The sequence below is a fragment of the Bailinhaonella thermotolerans genome (genome assembly GCF_003594875.1).
In the GTDB taxonomy this organism is placed as follows: Bacteria; Actinomycetota; Actinomycetes; order Streptosporangiales; family Streptosporangiaceae; genus Bailinhaonella; species Bailinhaonella thermotolerans.
In genome coordinates this window covers 147418-166324 of sequence record NZ_QZEY01000009.1, presented here as the reverse complement: position 1 = coordinate 166324, position 18907 = coordinate 147418, and the positions used below count along the sequence as shown (strand labels likewise).

15 protein-coding genes are annotated in these 18907 nt (G+C 72.0%); 11 read left to right on the top strand and 4 right to left on the bottom strand.

All coding sequences use genetic code 11. The features are described 5' to 3' along the window. Positions 1-81 precede the first annotated feature (81 nt). Together D5H75_RS23015 and D5H75_RS23010 are read left to right on the top strand one after the other, a co-directional pair. Complete coding sequence (locus D5H75_RS23015) at positions 82-930, top strand: helix-turn-helix domain-containing protein (RefSeq protein ID WP_119928588.1); 849 nt, start codon at positions 82-84, stop codon at positions 928-930. Between the two features lie 5 nt (positions 931-935). After that, positions 936-1124 (top strand): DUF397 domain-containing protein, encoded by a 189-nt coding sequence (locus D5H75_RS23010; protein WP_119928697.1) that lies wholly within the window; start codon positions 936-938, stop codon positions 1122-1124. A 428-nt stretch (positions 1125-1552) separates the two neighbouring features. On the opposite strand, the gene D5H75_RS23005 is transcribed toward D5H75_RS23010, so the two are convergent. Both D5H75_RS23005 and D5H75_RS23000 read right to left on the bottom strand, forming a co-directional pair. Then, positions 1553-2431: an alpha/beta fold hydrolase gene (locus D5H75_RS23005; protein ID WP_119928587.1), complete on the bottom strand. Its 879-nt coding sequence runs from the start codon at positions 2429-2431 to the stop codon at positions 1553-1555. A 381-nt stretch (positions 2432-2812) separates the two neighbouring features. Further along, positions 2813-4012, bottom strand: a complete 1200-nt coding sequence (locus tag D5H75_RS23000; RefSeq protein ID WP_119928586.1) for an acyl-CoA dehydrogenase family protein — start codon at positions 4010-4012, stop codon at positions 2813-2815. A 108-nt stretch (positions 4013-4120) separates the two neighbouring features. Between D5H75_RS23000 and D5H75_RS22995 the strand changes: the two genes are divergently transcribed. From D5H75_RS22995 to D5H75_RS22985, 3 genes are all read left to right on the top strand, one after another. Next, a complete protein-coding gene (locus tag D5H75_RS22995; RefSeq protein ID WP_277949967.1) occupies positions 4121-4825 on the top strand; it encodes an HAD family hydrolase in 705 nt (234 codons plus the stop codon). 357 nt (positions 4826-5182) lie between these two features. Then, positions 5183-5707, top strand: a complete 525-nt coding sequence (locus D5H75_RS22990; protein WP_119928584.1) for a DUF6912 family protein — start codon at positions 5183-5185, stop codon at positions 5705-5707. 19 nt (positions 5708-5726) lie between these two features. Further along, complete coding sequence (locus D5H75_RS22985; protein ID WP_119928583.1) at positions 5727-6362, top strand: HAD family hydrolase; 636 nt, start codon at positions 5727-5729, stop codon at positions 6360-6362. Positions 6363-6411: 49 nt separating this feature from the next. Here the strand turns inward: D5H75_RS22985 and D5H75_RS40930 are convergent, their stop codons facing one another. Continuing rightward, positions 6412-6600, bottom strand: coding sequence for a hypothetical protein (locus D5H75_RS40930; protein WP_147425255.1), 189 nt, complete (start codon positions 6598-6600; stop codon positions 6412-6414). Between the two features lie 112 nt (positions 6601-6712). Between D5H75_RS40930 and pruA the strand changes: the two genes are divergently transcribed. The 6 genes from pruA to D5H75_RS22955 all read left to right on the top strand — a co-directional run bounded on the left by pruA (position 6713) and on the right by D5H75_RS22955 (position 17780). Further along, positions 6713-8341 carry an L-glutamate gamma-semialdehyde dehydrogenase gene (gene pruA, locus D5H75_RS22980; RefSeq protein WP_119928582.1) on the top strand — a complete coding sequence of 543 codons (1629 nt, stop codon included), beginning with the start codon at positions 6713-6715 and terminating at the stop codon, positions 8339-8341. Between the two features lie 102 nt (positions 8342-8443). Continuing rightward, on the top strand, positions 8444-9142 hold the full coding sequence (locus tag D5H75_RS22975; protein ID WP_242454448.1) for an HAD family hydrolase: 699 nt from the start codon (positions 8444-8446) through the stop codon (positions 9140-9142). Between the two features lie 161 nt (positions 9143-9303). Then, on the top strand, positions 9304-9654 hold the full coding sequence (locus D5H75_RS22970) for a hypothetical protein (protein WP_147425254.1): 351 nt from the start codon (positions 9304-9306) through the stop codon (positions 9652-9654). Between the two features lie 359 nt (positions 9655-10013). Further along, complete coding sequence (locus D5H75_RS22965) at positions 10014-11963, top strand: acetoacetate--CoA ligase (protein WP_119928579.1); 1950 nt, start codon at positions 10014-10016, stop codon at positions 11961-11963. Positions 11964-12059: 96 nt separating this feature from the next. Further along, positions 12060-12851, top strand: a complete 792-nt coding sequence (locus D5H75_RS22960) for a tryptophan 2,3-dioxygenase (protein ID WP_119928578.1) — start codon at positions 12060-12062, stop codon at positions 12849-12851. A 33-nt stretch (positions 12852-12884) separates the two neighbouring features. After that, entirely contained in the window at positions 12885-17780 is a 4896-nt protein-coding gene (locus D5H75_RS22955; protein WP_119928577.1) for an NAD-glutamate dehydrogenase, read from the top strand. Between the two features lie 79 nt (positions 17781-17859). Here the strand turns inward: D5H75_RS22955 and D5H75_RS22950 are convergent, their stop codons facing one another. Further along, entirely contained in the window at positions 17860-18888 is a 1029-nt protein-coding gene (locus D5H75_RS22950) for a DUF8094 domain-containing protein (protein ID WP_119928576.1), read from the bottom strand. Positions 18889-18907 lie beyond the last annotated feature (19 nt).

Sequence of the window (18907 nt, the reverse complement as noted above, 5' to 3'; positions counted from 1 at the left end):
TCTCGCAATACTAAAATCGTATTGTCCAGCAATCTTTGAATTCGCGTCTTCGGGAAGTTCGTCCGATTCACGGGAGAATTAGTGGATCTCCATAGTCCGACGATTCGCCGCCGCCGTCTTTCCTCGGAGCTGCGCCGTCTGCGCCAGGAGTCGGGGATGACCGCCGACGAGGTGTCGCGGCGGCTCGACTGGAGCGCGGGCAAGCTCACGCGCATGGAGCGCAACGAGTGGCGGCGGCCGAGCGTGCGCGACGTCACCGACCTGCTGAACGTCTACGGAGTCACCGACGAGAAGACGCGGACGGCGCTGGAGACCCTGGCCAGGCAGGCCCGCGACCGGGGCTGGTGGGCGGACTACCGGGACGTGTTCCGCGGCTCCCTCCCCGAGTTCGAGGCCGAGGCGAGCGCGATCCGCACCTACGAGGCGCTCCTCGTCCCCGGCCTCCTCCAGACCCCCGAGTACGCCGCCGCCATCATCCGGGGCGGCCGGGTGATACCGGAGTCCGAGGTGGATCGGCGGGTCGCCGCGAGGATGGTCAGGCAGAGGCTTCTCGATCGGCCCGATCCCCCGGCCTACTGGGCGATCGTCGACGAGGCCGCACTCCGTAAGAGCGTCGGCGGGCCCGAGGTGATGCGTGGTCAGCTCCAGCACCTCATCGCGATGAGCGAGCGCCCCAACATCGATGTCCAGGTGCTGACCGACGCGGCCGGAGCCCACTCGAGCATGACGGGCGGCATGCTGATCCTTGATTTTCCCGCGGACCCGAGCATTGTCTACATAGAGACCGTCTCTACCGATCTGTACTTCGAGGAGGTGGAGGACCTCCAGCGCTACGCGCTCCGATACGACCACGTGCGCGCGGCGGCGCTCAGCGTGGAGGCGTCCGTCGAGTACCTGACCGGTCTGCTGAGACGGATCGAGGAAGGGTGATGAGCATGTCCGAGTTCCCGATGGCCTGGCGGAAGAGTTCGTACAGCAGCGCGGAAGGCGACAACTGCGTGGAGGTGGCGCGGGCGGGTGGCGGGCGCGTCGCCGTACGGGACAGCAAGGACCCCGAGGGCGGCGCGCTCGCCTTCGGGCGTGAGGAGTGGGCCCGGTTCCTGCTGGACGTCAAGCGGGGCTGAGGGGCTGAGCCGCCGGAAGTCGCGCCCGGCCCCTGGCCGCCTTCTCAGGTGAAGAAAAAGGGGACGGCGGCGTCGCGGGCCAGGACGAAGCCGCGCCCCTTGCCCGGACGGGAGGCCCCGGCCCTCGGTGTTTCGGCGACGCCTGAATCACCGTGCGCTCCGCGCCGTCCGCGCGGATGCTGATGGTACTCCGCGGAGAACCGGAGGGCCGGGCGGGCGATCGCATCGCCCCACGGGGGTTCGACCGGCCGGCGGGGCTGATCGCGACGGGGCCGACCGCGATCACCCCCCGACTCTCCCCGGGCGGACGCCCGGCGTCGGCACCCGCCGCCGCCGGGCGTCCTCTCGCCCGGGGCCTCCCCGGACACGAGCCTCGCCGGCCGCGGCCCCTACCGCGGCCCGTACGGCACGCCTGAGGCGGGCGTGCGTCAGCAGGTGGTGAGGAAGTCGCGGACGGCGGCGGCCACTCGCCCGGGTTCTTCCAGGTGGACGTCGTGGCCCGCGTCCGGGATGACCACGAACCTGGCGCCGGGGGCGCGCCGCCGCATCTTTCGGGACTCCTCGGGGCCGACGATCCCGGACTCCGCGAGGATCACGAGCACGGGACAGGAGACGCGTTCCCATTCGTCCCAGTAAGTCCGCCGTGAGACCTCCTCCACGGACGCGACCATGAACGCCGGGTCGAACCGGGGCCGCCACCCGCCGTCCCGGCGTTCCAGCCCGTCGGCCCAGCCCCGGCCCGCCGGACCCCCGCCGAAGAACTCCGCCGCCGCCTCGGGAGACGGGAACGGCGCCGGCCAGGAGTCCAGCCAGGAACGGATCTCCTCCGGCAGTCCGGGCCGCCCGCCGCCGGGCCCGGCCTCGACCAGGACCAGTGCCCGCACCAGCTCCGGGTGGGCCGCCGCGGCGAGCATCGCCGTGTGACCGCCGAGGGACTGCCCCACCAGCACGACCGGCGCCAGCCCCAGCTCCCGCACGACGGTCGCGACGTCCGCGGTGTAGGCGGCCCGGGAGGCGTCCACCTGGCGGTCCGCCGCCCGCCGGGCACTGGCTCCGTGCCCGCGCTGGTCCAGCGTCACCACCCGGTGCTCGTCCGCCAGGCTCCGGGCCACGTCGTCCCACTCCCCGCCGTGGCCGGCGAGCCCGTGCAGCATCAGCAGCCCCGGTCCCCGGCCGCCCCGGTCCCGGCACACCAGCCGCACGCCGCCCGAGGCGACCTCCCGGACGGCTCCCGGCGGCGCGGCCCGCCTCCCAGGTGCCTCAGCCCGCTCCTCGGGCGCCGCCCGTACGGCTCGCCGCTCCGGCATCCTCTCCTCGCCTTCGTCTCGCCCGCTTTCACCGACCTCACCGGTCGCCCGGACGCCGGTGTTCGCATCCTCCCCGCCGACGCGTCCTCCCCGCCCGCGCGTCCTCCCGGTTCGCGCGTCCTCCCGGCCCGCGCGTCCTCCCGGTTCGCGCGACCTGCCGGTTTCGCGCGACCTGCCGGGCGTGGCGTCACCGGTCCGGGCCGGATCTCCGGGGCCGGCTGGTGAGGGAGCGCCCCCGGGCCGGAGCCGGTCGAGGGACGGGTGACGGCCCGACCACGCCTGATGCGCTGGATCAAGGTTGGGCGGGGCGCCGGCCGTACGCAAGCGGACGAGGGCGGCGGGGATGACCCGAGACGCATCGGCGAGGAGGCCCGGATCCCGTCAGAGGTGGCGTTTGAGCTCTCGGCGGGCCACGGAGCGGAGGTGGACCTCGTCGGGGCCGTCGAAGATGCGCATGGCCCGGGCGTGGGCGTAGAAGGAGGCCAGGGGGGTGTCGTCGCTGACGCCCATGCCGCCGTGGACCTGGATGGCGCGGTCGATGACCTCGCAGGCGACGCGGGGGGCGATGACCTTGATGGCGCTGATCTCGATCGCCGCGCGCTTCACGCCGACGGTGTCGATCAGCCAGGCGGCCTTGAGGGTGAGGAGGCGGGCCTGCTCGATCGCCAGGCGGGATTCGGCGATCTGCTGCTGGACCACGCCCTGCTCGGCGAGCGGACCGCCGAAGGCCACCCGGCTCACGGCGCGGCGGCACATGAGCTCCAGGGCGCGCTCGGCCATGCCCAGGGCGCGCATGCAGTGGTGGATGCGGCCGGGGCCGAGGCGGGCCTGGGCGATGGCGAACCCGTCGCCCTCCTCGGCGATCAGGTTGGCGGCGGGCACGCGCACGTCGGTGAAGACGATCTCGCAGTGCCCCTCCTGGTCCTGGTAGCCGAAGACCGGGAGGCTGCGGACGACCTCGACCCCGGGGGTGTCCGCCGGGACGAGGATCATGGACTGCTGCCGGTGCGGCGGGCCGTCCGGGTCGGTCTTGCCCATGACGATGTAGACGGCGCAGCGCGGGTCGGCCGCGCCGGAGATGAACCACTTGCGGCCGTTGATCACGTATTCGGACCCGTCCCGCACGATGGAGGTCTCGATGTTGGTCGCGTCGGAGGAGGCCACCGCCGGCTCCGTCATGGCGAACGCCGACCGGATCTCGCCGTCGAGCAGCGGGCGCAGCCAGCGCTCCTTCTGCTCGGGCGTGCCGAACATGTGCAGGACCTCCATGTTCCCGGTGTCCGGGGCCGAGCAGTTCAGCGCCTCCGGGGCGAGCCTGGGGGAGCGCCCGGTCACCTCGGCCAGCGTCGCGTAGTCCAGCACGGACATCCCCGACTCGGCCGGCAGGAACAGGTTCCACAGTCCGCGCTTCCGGGCCTCGGCCTTGAGCTCCTCGACGATCGGCGGGCACTCATGGTCGTCCGGGCCACGCTCGGCCCGCCACGCGGCGTACACCGGCTCGGCCGGGTAGACGTGCGTGTCCATGAATTCGTTGAGCGTGCCGAGGTACTCCTGGGCCTTGGGGCTGAGCGCGAAGTCCATGCCGCCCAGTCTGGCACCGCCGTACCGGCTGCGACAGAGGCGAATTGAATCTGAATTCAGTTTCACCGAGAGGGGTCGCCCGGTCCTGCGGCCCCTAGGCTGGAGGGCGTGACAGAAACGGGTTCTATCAAGGGTGTCGTCATCGACTGGGGCGGCGTCCTCACGACCGACATGTTGAGCGCGATCATCAAGTGGATCGAGGCGGACCGGATCGACGGCCTGCACTACCGCGAGGTCATGCGCGAGATGGTGCGCGGCGCGTACGGCGGCGGCGAGGGCGGCACCGCGGCCGTGGCGATCGAGGCGGTGGGGCAGGACGCCAACCCGGTCCACGCCCTGGAACGCGGCGAGGTGGACACGGCCGAGTTCGAGCGCGAGCTCGCCTCCCGGCTGCGCACGGAGGACGGCGGGCGCCCCCGGGCGGAGGGGCTGCTGAGCCGGATGTTCGCCGGGTTCGAGCCGGTGGAGCCCATGTACGCCATGCTCCGCACCGCCCGCGCGAACGGCCTGGTCACCGTCCTGCTGTCGAACTCCTGGGGCAACGACTACCCGCGCGAGCGCTTCGCGGAGACCTTCGACCACGTGGTGATCAGCGGCGAGGTGGGCATGCGCAAGCCCGAGGAGCGCATCTTCCGTCACACCCTGGACCTGGCCGGCCTCGACCCGCGCGAATGCGTCTTCATCGACGACATCGAGGCCAACATCGCCGCCGCCGAGGCCCTCGGCATGATCGGCATCCACCACACGTCCCCGGAGGCCACGCTCGCCGAGCTGGAACGCCTCACCGGCCTGGAGTTCCCCCGCACGGCCTGACCCTCCGGCGTGCCCCGTTGCCCCGTGTCCCCGGCTTCGGTCCGTGCCGGCTTCGGTCCGTGCCGGCTTCGGTCCGCGCCGGCTTCGGTCCGCGCGGGCCCCGGCGCGAGCCGCCCCCTCGGTCGTACGGCTCGCGCCGGAGCCGTACGGCCCCGCCCCCGCGCGCGCCGTACGAACCCGCGCTCCTGTCTCTCTGTGACGTACGAGAGGGACGAAAGGTTCTTGTGGGACGCGTGTTCGCGGCATAAGCCGGGTTCGGGCGCGAAGGGGGCGTGCGTGGCAGGCGTCCCACACCTGCCCCGGCGGGCCTGGCACACTCTGAGTGTTTCGCCACCCGCTTTCGAGATCGAGGAACGCATGCGCGTCTATCTGCCGAGCACCCTCGCCGCCCTGGGCCGCGTCCTGGCCGACGGCGAGCTGGGCCCGGCGCCGCTGGCCGGTCACGCGGTGACGCCGGCCCTGATCGAGTGGTACGTCTCGGGGGACACCGAGGAGCTGGAGTACGTCGCCCTGACCGAGGCGGCCAGGTCGTCGCTGCGCATGCTCGCCGCGGACCTGGCCGACGGGGTGGACGTGCCCCCGCGCCGCGTCGTGCTCGCCGCCGAGGTGCCCGACGCCCGGGTCAAGGCCGGGGTGGACCTGGAGGAACGTTCCTGGGTGCGGCTCGCGGAGCCGGTGCCGCTGAGCAAGATCGTCTCGGCGCACGTGGACGATCCCGCGGCCGAGGACGACGTGATGGCCGCGATCGACGCGCTCCCGGCGGCCGACGGGGGCGACGACGACGCCCTCTTCGTGGTGGACGGCGCGGAGGCCCACGAACTCATGTGGTACGCGACGCAGGAGTTGCCGGATCTCGTCCGTTGGCGGGAAGACAAGGGCTAGCCGTACCCTTGGCCCTGATATGAAACACATTGTCTGGGACTGGAACGGGACGCTCTTCCACGACATCGACGCGGTCGTGGACGCCACCAACGAGGTCTTCCGGCCGTACGGCCTGAGCCCGATGGACGCCGCCGGCTTCCGCGCCGTCTACTCGCGCCCCATCTGGGCCTGCTACGAGAGGCTGCTCGGCCGCGCGCTCGCCGAGGGCGAGTGGGAGGCCCTGGACCGCTCCTTCCACGACAACTACCACCGCCTGATGCTGACGTGCGACCTGGCCGAGGGCGTGCGCGAGGGCCTGAAGCGCTGGGACGAGACGGGCGGCAGCCAGTCGCTGCTGTCGATGTGGCGGCACGAGCGGCTCGTGCCCGCGGTGGCCGAGTTCGGCATCGCGCCGCACTTCCGGCGGGTGGACGGCCTGCGCGAGGCGGAGAGCGGCGGCCACAAGGCGCGGTACATGGCCGCGCACGTCCAGGCCCTCGGCGTGGACCCGGCGACGGTCACCGTGATCGGCGACAGCGTGGACGACGCCGACGCCGCCGTCCACGTGGGCGCCCGCGCGATCCTCTACACCGGCGGCATGACCACCCGCCGCGACCTGGAGGCCACCGGCTTCCCCGTGGTCGACTCCCTCGCCGAGGCCCTCGACCTCGCCTGACCCGTCCGTACGGCTCCCGCTCGGGGGCCCCGCGGCGGCCACACCCGCCTCACCGTGAGCCGTACGGCGATCGCCCCCGCCCGCCCAGGCCGTACGGCGACCACGCCCGCCCCGCCCGATGCCGCACCGCGACTCCGCCCGCCCCGCCGGGGTCGCGCGGAGTCCTCGCGCGCACCGGGCGGAAGCCGTACGGCGTCTTGTCCAGGACCGTGACTTGGGCGGACGGCGACACGATCACCTGCGGAAACGTCTTTCCGGCGATGTGCCCCGAGGGGTTTTCGGCAGGGGTCGTAAGGGGACGATCCACGCGTAGGCGACAACGACGTCGTACCGCCGGGGAGCGAAGCCATATGGACGCCGTGACCAACGTGCCGGTGCCGAAGAACGAGCCGGTCAAGAACTACGCGCCGGGCAGTCCCGAGCGCGCCGCGCTGGAAGCCAGGATCAAGGAGCTGGGGCAGGAGCAGCCCGCCCTGAACCAGTACATCGGCGGGGTGTGGCGCGAGAGCGGCGGGGAGCCGTTCGACGTGGTCTCGCCGCACAACTTCCGGCACGTGCTGGGCCAGGGACGCAACGCCGCGCCGTCCGACGTGCGCGCGGCGATCTCGGCGGCGCTGGAGGCGGCCCCCGCCTGGCACGCGATGTCCTTCGACGACCGCGCGGCGATCTTCCTGCGGGCGGCGGAGCTGCTGGCCGGGCCGTGGCGGCAGACCCTGAACGCGGCGACGATGCTGGGCCAGTCCAAGTCGGTGTACCAGGCGGAGATCGACTCGGCCTGCGAGCTGATCGACTTCCTGCGGTACAACGTCGCGTACGCCCGCAAGCTCTACGAGGAGCAGCCGGACTCCTCCCCGGGCGTGTGGAACCGCATGGAGTTCCGCCCGCTGGAGGGGTTCGTCGTCGCGATCACGCCGTTCAACTTCACGGCGATCGCCGCCAACCTGCCGTGCGCGCCCGCGCTCATGGGCAACGTGGTCGTGTGGAAGCCGTCGCCGACGCAGCAGTTCGCGGCGCACTACACGATGAGGCTCCTGGAGGAGGCGGGCCTGCCGCCCGGCGTGATCAACATGGTCACCGGCGACGGCGTCGCCGTGTCGGAGGAGGCGCTGCCCGACCCCGCGCTGGCCGGGATCCACTTCACCGGCTCCACCGCGACCTTCCAGATGCTCTGGAAGGCGGTCGGCGAGAACATCGGCCGCTACCAGTCGTACCCGCGCCTCGTCGGCGAGACGGGCGGCAAGGACTTCATCGTCGCCCACCCCTCCGCCGACCCGTCGGTGCTGGCCACCGCCATGATCCGGGGCGCCTTCGAGTACCAGGGCCAGAAGTGCTCGGCCGCCTCCCGGGCGTACGTCCCGCGCAGCCTCTGGGAGGGGATGCGCGACGACTTCTGCGAGGAGGTCGAGTCGATCCCGATGGGCGACGTGACCGCCGACCTGTCCATGTTCATGGGCGCGGTGATCGACGAGCGGGCGTTCGGCCGGCACCGCGAGGTCCTGGAGCGGGCCCGCGCGGTGGAGAGCATCCGCGTCCTGACCGGCGGCGGCTGCGACGGCAGCGTCGGGTGGTTCATCGAGCCCACGGTCCTGGAGGTCGCCGACCCCTACGACGAGCTGTTCGCCAAGGAGTACTTCGGCCCGATCATGGCGGTGCACGTCTACGAGGACGCCGCCTACGACGACATGCTGCGCCAGATGGAGAGCCACGCCCCCTTCGCCCTGACCGGCTCGATCATCGCCCGCGACCGCCAGGCCATCGCCGAGGCCGCCGGCGTCCTCCGCTTCGCCGCGGGCAACCTGTACATCAACGACAAGCCCACCGGCGCCGTCGTGGGCCAGCAGCCCTTCGGCGGGGCCCGCGCCTCGGGCACCAACGACAAGGCGGGCTCGATCTTCAACCTGATCCGCTGGACCAACGTCCGCACGATCAAGGAGACCTTCGCCGCCCCCACGGACTACCGCTACCCCCACATGGGCTGACCCGGCGGCCTCGGGCGCCATCCGCGCATCGCGGCACGGGGAGTGCGACAATCGGGACAGTTCTGACCGCGCTCCCCGGAGGTCATCATCGACCGGCTGGTCTTGTGGAACATCGATCTGACGCTCGTCGACGTCGCGATCGTGACTCGTGAGGCGTACGCCCAGGCGTTCCGGGAGGTGACGGGGCGGCCGCTGGTCAAGCTGGCGCCGGCCGCCGGCCGGCCGGACTCCGAGATCATCTTCGAGACCCTGGCCGTCAACGGCATCCCCCCGGCCGACCATCACCTGCCCGCGTTCATCGACGCGCTGGCCAGGGCGTTCGCGGAGCGCCGCAAGAGCCTGCGCAAGCAGGGCCGGGCGCTCCCGGGGGCGGCCGAGTCCCTGGCGGCGGTGGCCGGGCTCGACGGCGTGGTCCAGTCGGTGCTGACCGGCACGATCAAGGCCAACGCCGTCCACAAGCTCCGCGCCTTCGGCCTCGACAAGCACGTGGACTTCGAGGTGGGCGGCTACGGCGAGGAGGTCTACCCCAAGGCCACCCTCCTGCAGGTGGCCCAGGGCCGGGCCAGGGAGCGGTACGGCTACGCCTACGACTCGGCCACCACCGTCCTGATCGGCGACTCCGTCCGCGACGTGCAGGCGGCCAGGATCGGCGGCGCGGCCATGATCGCGGTGGCCTCCGGCCGGTCCCTCCCGGCCGAGCTCAGGGAGGCCGGCGCCGACGTGGTCCTGCCCGACCTGTCCGACCCCGCCGCCCTGGTCACCGCGATCACCCAGCTCACCGGGCACCGCCGGGCGGGCTGAGCCTGGCAGGGCTGGGCCAGGCAGGGCTGAGCCGGCAGGGCTGAGCCGGCAGGGCAGAACCCGGGCTGAACCCGGCCCGGCTGAGTAGGGGCTACTCATGACCGCGGGCCCGCCCGCCGCCACGGTGGTGGAAAGCGATCCATCGGCCTGTGGAGGCGACGATGACCGAACGGAAGCTGGAAGACGGGCTGAAGCGGGACTTCACCCTGGCGCCCGAGGGTCCCGGGCACGTGATCTGTTTCCCGAGCTCCGTGGACGCCTGCCTGGTGTTCCCGGTGAGCGAGCCCGAGGCGTTCCTCGTGCCCAGGAACTCGACGCCGGCCAACGACGAGGACCTCGCCGAGGCCACCCGGCGCATCAACCGCATCCTGAGCGAGGTCGCAGAGAAGCGGTTCGCGGCGGGCACGGGGGAGCGGCTGTCGATCCTGCGGACCCGCCGCGGTCCCATGTTCGGCTGGGTGCGCTGCGTGGACGACGACCCGGAGACGTTCGAGCGCGTGATGGGCATCTAGCGCCGCGCCCCCCGCCCCCGGTGCGCCGCGGTGCGCAGCGGTGCGCCGCGGCGCGTCCCCTGATGTGCCCCGCCCGGCATGTGGGCGGGGCACATCGTCGTGCGACCCGGGCCGCCCCACGGCGGGCGTCCCCGCGGCGTCCCCGGCCTGGGGGCCGCCCGCCCGCGCGTGTCGCCATATAGGCGGACACGGCGGGTGGGCTATGTGGAGCGGCACCAGTGAAGCGCCCGGGCGGGTGGGGGGATCCCCGCTGGTCCCGCGCGCCCGTCCCCTGGTGGGATGGAGGGCGTGGTACGGCGTGCGGGGGAGCGTTAGCGTTGGGGGCGACCGGGTTCGGGCTGTGTGATCGGGAGGATGCGGTGAAGGCTGTCGACGAGGGTGCGCTGCTGTGGGAACCCTCGCCCGACGTTGTGCGGGACGCTCGGATCACGCGGTACATGGCCTGGCTGGGCCGCTCCGGTGAGTCCTACCAGGAGTTGTGGCGGTGGTCGGTCGAGCGGCCGGAGGAGTTCTGGCGGTCGGTGTGGGACTTCTTCGAGGTCGTCGGCGTCCGCGATGACTCGCGGCCGGTCCTGAGCGGGGAGATGCCGTTCGCGAGGTGGTTCGAGGGCTCGACCGTGAACTACGCCGCGAACGCGCTGCGCAGGGCCGCGACCGACCCGGACCGGACCGCGCTGATCTTCCGGGCCGAGGACGGCTCACGCCGTACCCTGTCGTACGGCGAGCTGGGGCGCGAGGTGGCGCGGGCCCGGGAGGGGCTGCGGCGGCTCGGGGTGGGGCGCGGCGACCGCGTCGTCGCCTACCTGCCGAACATCCCCGAGGCGCTGATCGCGGCGCTGGCGGCGGCGAGCCTCGGGGCGATCTGGTCCTCCTGCTCGCCCGACTTCGGCGCACCCAGCGTGATCGACAGGTTCACGCAGATCGAGCCGAAGGTGCTGTTCGCGGTGGACGGCTACCGCTACAACGGCAAGGAGTTCGATCGCGCGGAGGTCGTGGCCGACATCGCCGGGAAGCTGCCGTCCCTCGCCGCGACCGTGTGGATCCCGAACCTGCGCGGCGTCCCCGAGACCGCCGCGCACACGTGGGAGACGCTGCGGGCCGAGGCCGGGGAGCTGGAGTTCGAGGACGTCCCCTTCGACCACCCGCTGTGGATCCTGTACTCCAGCGGCACCACGGGCCTGCCCAAGCCGATCGTGCACGGGCACGGCGGCGTCGTGCTCGAACACCTCAAGGCGCTCAGCTTCCACCAGGACGTGGGGGAGGGCGACGTCTTCTTCTGGTACACCACGACCGGCTGGATGATGTGGAACTACCTCGCCAGCGCGCTGCTCGTGGGGGCCACCGCCGTCCTGTACGACGGGGCCGCGACCTACCCGGAGACCGACGCCCTGTGGCGCGTGGCCGCCGAGGAGGGCATCACGTACTTCGGCGCGGGCGCGCCGTACATCGTGGCCTCGATGAAGGCGGGCCTGCGGCCGGGCGGGCTGCGGGCGCTGCGCGGGGTCGGCTCCACCGGCTCCCCGCTGCCGCCCGAGGGCTTCCGCTGGGTCTACGACGTGCTGCCCGAGGTGCAGCTCGGGTCGTTCTCCGGCGGCACCGACGTGTGCACCGGGTTCGTCGGGCCGGTGCCGCTGCTGCCGATCCGGGCCGGCGTGATCACCTGCCGCTGCCTGGGCGCCCCCGTCGAGTCGTACGGCCCGGCGGGCGAGCCCGTGGTGGACGAGGTGGGGGAACTGGTCCTGACCGCGCCCATGCCGTCGATGCCGGTGATGTTCTGGAACGACCCGGACGGCGAGCGCTACCGGTCGAGCTACTTCGAGGACGACCTGCGAGTGTGGCGGCACGGCGACTGGATCAAGATCCTCCCGGACGGCGGCTGCGTGATCTACGGCCGGTCGGACTCCACCCTGAACCGGGGCGGCGTCCGGATGGGCACCTCGGAGTTCTACCGCGTGGTGGAACGCTTCGAGGAGATCGCCGACAGCCTCGTGATCGACACCGGGCAGCTCGGGCGGGAGGGCCGGCTGCTGCTGTACGTCGTGCCGGCCGAGGGCGCTACGATCGACGACGAGCTCACGGCGCGGCTCAAGAGGACTCTTCGCACCGAGTTGTCACCCCGTCACGTTCCGGATGAGATCTACGTCGTTCCCGGGGTACCGAGGACATTGTCGGGGAAGAAACTAGAGGTACCGGTACGGAAGATCCTGCTCGGCACTCCGGTGGAGCAGGCGGCCAACCCCGACGCCATGGCCAATCCCGAGGTCCTCCGGTACTTCAGCCCGGAATCACAGCAAACCCGATCAAGTTGACGTAGAGCGACATATGGGCCTAAATCAGGTCCGGCGGTTTTTGCTCCCGGTCAACGGGGATCGGGGGATAAGTCCGCCAGATGAGGTGTGTTGGCGATGACGTCGTCGGGGCGCAACTTCGGAGAAGAGGGCGGCCGCCTGTCCTACGGGGCGTATCTGCGGCTGCCCGAGCTGCTGGCTCAGCAGGTCCCCCAGTCGTCCCCGCCTGCCCATGACGAGCTGCTGTTCATCACGATCCACCAGGTGTACGAGCTGTGGTTCCAGCAGCTCCTGCACGAGCTGGAGACCGCGCGGGACTGCATGATGGCGGGCGAGCTGTGGCGCGCCCGCCACCTGTTCCGGCGGGTCCACGCGGTGGAGCGGGTGCTCGTCGAGCAGGTCGGGGTCCTGGAGACCATGACCCCCCAGGACTTTCTGGAGTTCCGCGAGCTGCTGGCCCCGGCCAGCGGCTTCCAGTCCGTGCAGTTCCGGGAGATCGAGTTCCTCTCCGGGGCCAAGGACCCGGCGTACCTCGACCGGCTGCGCAACCTCGGCGACGCCGAGGTCGCGCGCCTGCGGCGGCGGCTCGAGGAACCGTCGCTGTGGGACGCCTACCTCACCGCCCTGTCGCGTCGCGGCCTCCCCACGGGCGACGACGACCAGATCATGTCCTCCCTGCTGGCCGTGGCCAGGGATCGCGGCTCCCACGACGACCTGTGGGAGCTGTCGGAGGACCTGCTGACCCACGACGAGACCGCCGCGCACTGGCGCATCCGCCACGTGCAGATGGTCGAGCGCCAGATCGGCACCAAGTCGGGGACCGGCGGATCCACCGGGGCGCCTTATCTGCGGGGGAGGAGTTCCATGCACTACTTCCCCATGCTGTGGGAGATGCGGGCATGGTTGTAACCGGGCTACCCCTCACAAAGGAGTGAGAGCGAGATGCCGCTCGACGAGGCCAAGGACGAGCTTCTTCAGCGCGCCGCGCGCACATGCGCGAGCAAACCCCTGACCCAGGAGGAGGTGCTGGCCTTCCTCCGGGTCTACTACCGGCACGTCGCGCCCGAGGACCTGCTCGAACGCGACCCGGTGGACGTCTACGGCCCCGCCCTGGCCCAGCGCGCCCACGCCGGGACCCGCCCCCAGGGGCGGCCCATCGTGCTCTGCTACAACCCCTCCCTCGAAGACCACGGCTGGGACCCGGGGCACTCGGTGGTCGAGGTGGTCACCGACGACATGCCGTTCCTCGTGGACTCGATCACGATGGTGCTGGACCGGCACGACATCGGCACCCACCTGGTCGTGCACCCCCAGATGAAGGTGCGCCGCGACATGACCGGCCGCATGCTGGGCGCGGACGAGACCGACCGCACCGGGCAGCTCCTGACCGAGTCGTGGATGCACATCGAGGTGGACCGCCAGCCGGACCCGGCGGTGCTCAAGGAGCTGGAGTCCGAGCTCACCCGGGTGCTCGGCGACGTGCGCAACGCCGTCGAGGACTTCCCGAAGATGCGGGCGCTCGCGCTGCAGACCACCGACGAGCACGCGCTCGACCCCGAGAGCCTGGACTTCCTGCGCTGGCTGGCCGACGACCACTTCACGTTCCTGGGCTACCGGGAGTACCGCCTGGAGCGCGCCGAGAGCGGCGACGAGCTGCGCCCGGTCACCGGCACCGGCCTGGGCATCCTGCGGCACGACCGGCCGGGCTCGGACAGCTTCGCCGCGCTCCCGCGCGAGGTGCGGGCCCAGGCGCGGCGGCGCGAGCAGCCGCTGATCATCACCAAGGCCAACACCAAGGCCACCGTGCACCGCCCGGCCTACCTGGACTACGTGGGCGTCAAGCTGTACGACGACGCGGGCGACGTGATCGGCGAGCGCCGCTTCCTCGGCCTGTTCACGCACGTGGCCTACAACGAGTCGATCTCGCGCATCCCCTTACTGCGCACCAAGCTCTCCCAGGTGCTGGAGCGCGCCGGGCTCGCCCCCGACAGCCACGACGGCAAGGACCTCATCGAGATCCTGGAGACCTACCCCCGGTCGGAGCTGTTCCAGACCTCGGTGGAGGAGCTGCTGCCGATCGCGCTGGGCGTGCTGCGGCTGCGCGAGCGCAAGCAGGTCAAGCTCTTCCCGCGCCGCGACGACTACGGCCGGTACATCTCCTGCCTGATCTTCCTGCCGCGCGACCGCTACACCACCAAGATCCGGCTGCGCATGCAGGACATCCTGATGCGCGCCTTCCACGGCGTCTCGCTGGACTACAGCGCCATGATCGGCGAGTCCGCGCTGGCCCGGCTGCACGTCGTCGTGCGCGGTGAGCGCGGGCAGATCATGGCCGAGCCGTCCCCCTCCGACGTCGAGCGGTTGGAGGCCCGCCTGGCGGCGGCCGTACGCTCCTGGGAGGACGACCTGGCCGACGCGATCGGCGAGCTGGCCCCCGAGGAGGACGCCCCCGACCTGGTACGGCGTTACGCCAACGCGTTCCCCGAGGCGTACAAGGCGGACTTCCCCGCGCGCACGGCCGTCGCGGACCTGCGCCGGCTGGAGGGCCTGCCGGGCGGGTTCGGGCTCAACCTGTACGAGCCGTACGGCGCGACCGGGGGCGAACGCCGCCTCAAGATCTACCGCGTCGGGCAACCGATCTCGCTGTCGCAGGTGCTGCCGCTGCTCCAGCGCATGGCCATCGAGGTCGTGGACGAGCGCCCGTACGAGATCCGGCGGGACGGCGAGCCGGAGGCCTGGATCTACGACTTCGGGCTGCGGTTCGAGTGCGGCGAGGACGTGGACCGTGACAACCTCAAGCGGCTGTTCCAGGACGCGTTCGAGGCGCTGTGGCGCGGCGAGGTCGAGAGCGACGGGTTCAACGCGCTCGTCCTGCTGGGCGGCCTGACCTGGCGCCAGACCGAGATCCTGCGGCTGTACGCCAAGTACCTCCGCCAGGCCGGCACCACGTTCAGCCAGGACTACATCGAGCGCGTGATGCTCAACAACGTACGGCTGGCGCGCCTGTTCGTGCGGCTGTTCGAGGTCCGCCTGCGCCCGCACGCCCGCACCGCCGCGGCGGTGAACGGCGGGGCCGCCGGGACCGCCGGCGCCTCCGGCCTGGCCGCGGAGCCCGCCGACTCCGGCGCGGACGAGGCGGCGCGCGCCGAGCTGACCGACGCGCTGGTGGAGGAGATCCACGGCGCGCTGGACGAGGTGGCCTCGCTCGACGAGGACCGCATCCTGCGGGCGTACCTGGAGATGATCCGCGCGACGCTGCGCACGAACTACTACCAGGAGCCGCGCAAGCCGTACATCTCGATCAAGCTCGACCCGGAGGCGATCAGCGTCCTGCCGCTGCCCCGGCCGAAGTACGAGATCTTCGTCTACTCGCCGCGGGTCGAGGGCGTGCACCTGCGCTTCGGCAAGGTGGCGCGCGGCGGCCTGCGCTGGTCCGACCGCATGGAGGACTTCCGGACCGAGATCCTCGGCCTGGTCAAGGCGCAGATGGTGAAGAACACCGTGATCGTGCCGACCGGTTCCAAGGGCGGGTTCGTGGTCAAGCGCCCGCCGGCCGGGGGCCGCGAGGAGATGATCGCCGAGGGCGTGGCGTGCTACCGGCACTTCATCAGCGGCCTGCTGGACATCACCGACAACCTGGTCGGCGGCGAGGTCGTGCCGCCCAAGGACGTGGTGCGGCACGACGGCGACGACCCCTACCTGGTGGTCGCGGCCGACAAGGGCACGGCGACGTTCTCCGACATCGCCAACGAGGTCTCCCGGCAGTACGGCTTCTGGCTGGGCGACGCCTTCGCCTCCGGCGGCAGCATCGGCTACGACCACAAGGCCATGGGCATCACCGCCCGGGGCGCGTGGGAGTCGGTCAAGTACCACTTCCGCTCGCTCGGCCACGACGTGCAGACCACCGACACGACCGTGGTGGGCATCGGCGACATGTCCGGCGACGTGTTCGGCAACGGGATGCTGCTCTCCCGGCACCTCAAGCTGGTCGCGGCGTTCGACCACCGGCACGTGTTCGTCGACCCCAACCCCGACCCGGCCAAGAGCTGGGAGGAGCGGAACCGGCTGTTCGGGCTGGAGCGCAGCTCGTGGGCCGACTACTCGCCCGAGCTGATCTCGCCCGGCGGCGGGGTCTGGCCGCGCACCGCCAAGTCGATCCCGGTGTCGCCGCAGATGCGGGCCGTGCTCGGCATCTCCGAGACGGTCACCGCGCTGCCCCCGCACGAGCTGATCCGGGCGATCCTGACCGCCCCGGTGGACCTGCTGTGGAACGGCGGCATCGGCACGTACGTCAAGGCGACCGCCGAGACCCACGCCGACGTGGGCGACAAGGCCAACGACGCGCTCCGGGTCAACGCCTCCGAGCTGCGCTGCCGGGTCGTGGGCGAGGGCGGCAACCTGGGCCTGACCCAGCTCGCCCGCATCGAGTTCGCGCTGGCCGGCGGGCTGATCAACACCGACTTCATCGACAACTCGGCGGGCGTGGACACCTCCGACCACGAGGTGAACATCAAGATCCTGCTGGACCGGGTCGTCCGCGACGGGGAGCTGACCGACAAGCAGCGCAACCAGCTCTTCCTGGACATGACCGACGAGGTCGCCTCGCTGGTCCTGCGCGACAACTACAACCAGAACGTCGTGCTGGCGGCGGCCCGCACCCAGGCCCCCGAGATGCTCCACGTCCACGCCCGGTACCTCCGCAAGCTGGAGCGCGAGGGGCTGCTCAACCGGGAGCTGGAGGCGCTGCCGTCCGACAAGCAGCTCGCCGAGCGCCGCCAGGCCGGGCTGGGGCTGACGCTGCCGGAGTTCTCGGTCCTGCTGGCGTACAACAAGCTGGCCGTGGACCGCGAGCTGCTGGCCTCGGACCTGCCCGACGACCCGTACCTCGCGTCCTGGCTCGTGTCGTACTTCCCCTCGGCCCTGCGCGAGCGCTTCCGGCCGTACATGGACGACCACCCGCTGCGCCGCGAGATCATCGCGACGACCGTGGTGAACGACCTGGTCAACAACTCCGGCACGACGTTCGTGTTCCGCCTGGCCGAGGAGACCGGGGCCTCCACCTCCGACATCGCCAGGGCGTATCTCGTGGCGCGGGACGTGTTCGACATGCCCACGCTGTGGCGGGCCGTCGAGGCGCTCGACACCGAGGTGGACACGGCCACCCAGATCGCGCTGCTGCTGGAGGGCCGCAAGCTCACCGAGCGGGGCGCCCGGTGGCTGCTCACCAACCGGCGTCCGCCGCTCGACCTGGCCTCCACGGTGGACTTCTTCCGGGGCGGGGCCGAGGAACTGCTGCCGCACCTGCCCAAGCTGCTCGTCGGCCGCGACCTGCTGGCCTACGAGGACCGGCGGGACGGGCTCGTCGCCCGGGGCGTGCCGGCCGAGCTGGCCGAGCGCGTGTCGGCGATGGTCCCGGCCTACTCCACGTTCGACCTGGTGGAGATCGCGTCGGTGACCGGGCGGCCGGTGCAGGAGGTGGCCGAGGTCTACTTCGACCTGGCCGACCGGCTCCAGCTCTCCCGGCTGCGCGAGCGGATCATCGCCCTGCCGCGCGACAGCCGGTGGAACTCGATCGCCCGCGCGGCGCTCAGGGACGACCTCTACGCCGCCCACGCGGCGGTCACGAGGGACGTCCTGATGACCAGCAAGCCGGGCCTGTCCCCCGAGGAGCGGCTCAAGGCCTGGTCGGACGCGAACGCCGCCGCCCGCGACCGCGCCCGCCAGACGCTGTCGGAGATCTGGGAGAGCGACACCTTCGACCTGGCCACTCTGTCGGTCGCCCTCCGCGCCATCCGCACCCTGGTGGCCGCCAGCAGCCTCCCCCACACGGAGGCGTGACCCCCGCGTCCCCCGCCCGCCGATCCCGCGGTTCCGCGCGCACGCCGCGACGGAACCGCGGGATCGGCGCGGGCGCGGATCAGGTGTTGTTGACCTTGGTTATCGCGCCGTCGTAGGCGATGACCCTGGCCGCGCCGCCGCCCTTCGGGGGGACCGTGGCGACGTACTGCTGCGTCTCCACGACCTCCAGGGACCGGCGCACGACGGGGTCCTTCAGGAGGGGGACCGCGCCGGGCGGCGGCTCGATGCGGAACACGCTCTTGGCCTTGGCGTACCACGTGGTCGTGCGCGACAGCACGTAGAAGACCAGCCCGCCGCCGTCCTCGGTCTTGAGGGCGTAGACGGGGAAGTTGGCCGCGCCGAAGATCGAGTCGTAGCCCATGCCGGACTCCTTCGCCCGCTGCCGGTTGGTCTGGATCTCCACGTGCCGCGCGGTCGTGTGCGGCCCCGGCGCGACCAGCCCGGCGGCGGCCCCGCCCGCGCCCTCCTCGGCGATCGTCGCGTGCAGCGGCCCGAGCAGGCGCGGGCTGATCGCCAGGTCGTCGTCGAACGTCGCCAGCGGCGTGGCGTACCCGTCGGCGTCCAGCGCCAGCTCCGGCAGCTTCTCGCCGGACTCCAGCAGCGAGGAGGAGCTGAGCCGCCAGCGGTCCTCGTCGTCGGCCTTCATGAACACCATGACCGCCGTACGGCTCGCGCCCGCCTCACGTCGCTCGGCCGCCGCCGCGAACCACAGGGGGTACCGGTCAAGCTTGGGGATCATCAGCCGGGGGCGTCCCCAGCGGGCCCGGGGCACCGCCGTGCCCCGCTCGATCGCGGCCCGGAACGCCGCCATCGTCAGCAGCGTGCGCCCGTCCCTGGCCAGCGCCAGGCCCAGCCGCTCGTCCCCGGTGGCCCGCGCCACGTCGTCGGTCGCGAAGTAGGTGGCCACCACGCGCCCGGCCTCGGCGAAGTCCGTCTGCTCGGGCGGCGCCTTCGAGGGCGAGGCCGTGCCCGTGCCCGTGCCCGTCGCGCTCGCGGACACGGTGGCGGCGGGCTTCGACGGCGCAGTGCACGCGGCGGCCGCGCAGACTGCCGCGAGCAGGGCGATCGCAGCCCCCCATGCCTTCATCGCGTCGAGCCCCTCCTCC

Excerpts from the sequence above, each read along its gene's own strand:
- D5H75_RS23005 (WP_119928587.1), bottom strand. The coding sequence starts at position 2,431 with ATGCCGGAGCGGCGAGCCGTACGGGCGGCGCCCGAGGAGCGGGCTGAG.
- D5H75_RS22955 (WP_119928577.1), top strand. The coding sequence starts at position 12,885 with ATGCCGCTCGACGAGGCCAAGGACGAGCTTCTTCAGCGCGCCGCGCGC.
- pruA (WP_119928582.1), top strand. The coding sequence starts at position 6,713 with ATGGACGCCGTGACCAACGTGCCGGTGCCGAAGAACGAGCCGGTCAAG.
- D5H75_RS23010 (WP_119928697.1), top strand. The coding sequence starts at position 936 with ATGTCCGAGTTCCCGATGGCCTGGCGGAAGAGTTCGTACAGCAGCGCG.
- D5H75_RS22970 (WP_147425254.1), top strand. The coding sequence starts at position 9,304 with ATGACCGAACGGAAGCTGGAAGACGGGCTGAAGCGGGACTTCACCCTG.
- D5H75_RS22960 (WP_119928578.1), top strand. The coding sequence starts at position 12,060 with ATGACGTCGTCGGGGCGCAACTTCGGAGAAGAGGGCGGCCGCCTGTCC.
- D5H75_RS22950 (WP_119928576.1), bottom strand. The coding sequence starts at position 18,888 with ATGAAGGCATGGGGGGCTGCGATCGCCCTGCTCGCGGCAGTCTGCGCG.
- D5H75_RS23000 (WP_119928586.1), bottom strand. The coding sequence starts at position 4,012 with ATGGACTTCGCGCTCAGCCCCAAGGCCCAGGAGTACCTCGGCACGCTC.
- D5H75_RS22990 (WP_119928584.1), top strand. The coding sequence starts at position 5,183 with ATGCGCGTCTATCTGCCGAGCACCCTCGCCGCCCTGGGCCGCGTCCTG.
- D5H75_RS22985 (WP_119928583.1), top strand. The coding sequence starts at position 5,727 with ATGAAACACATTGTCTGGGACTGGAACGGGACGCTCTTCCACGACATC.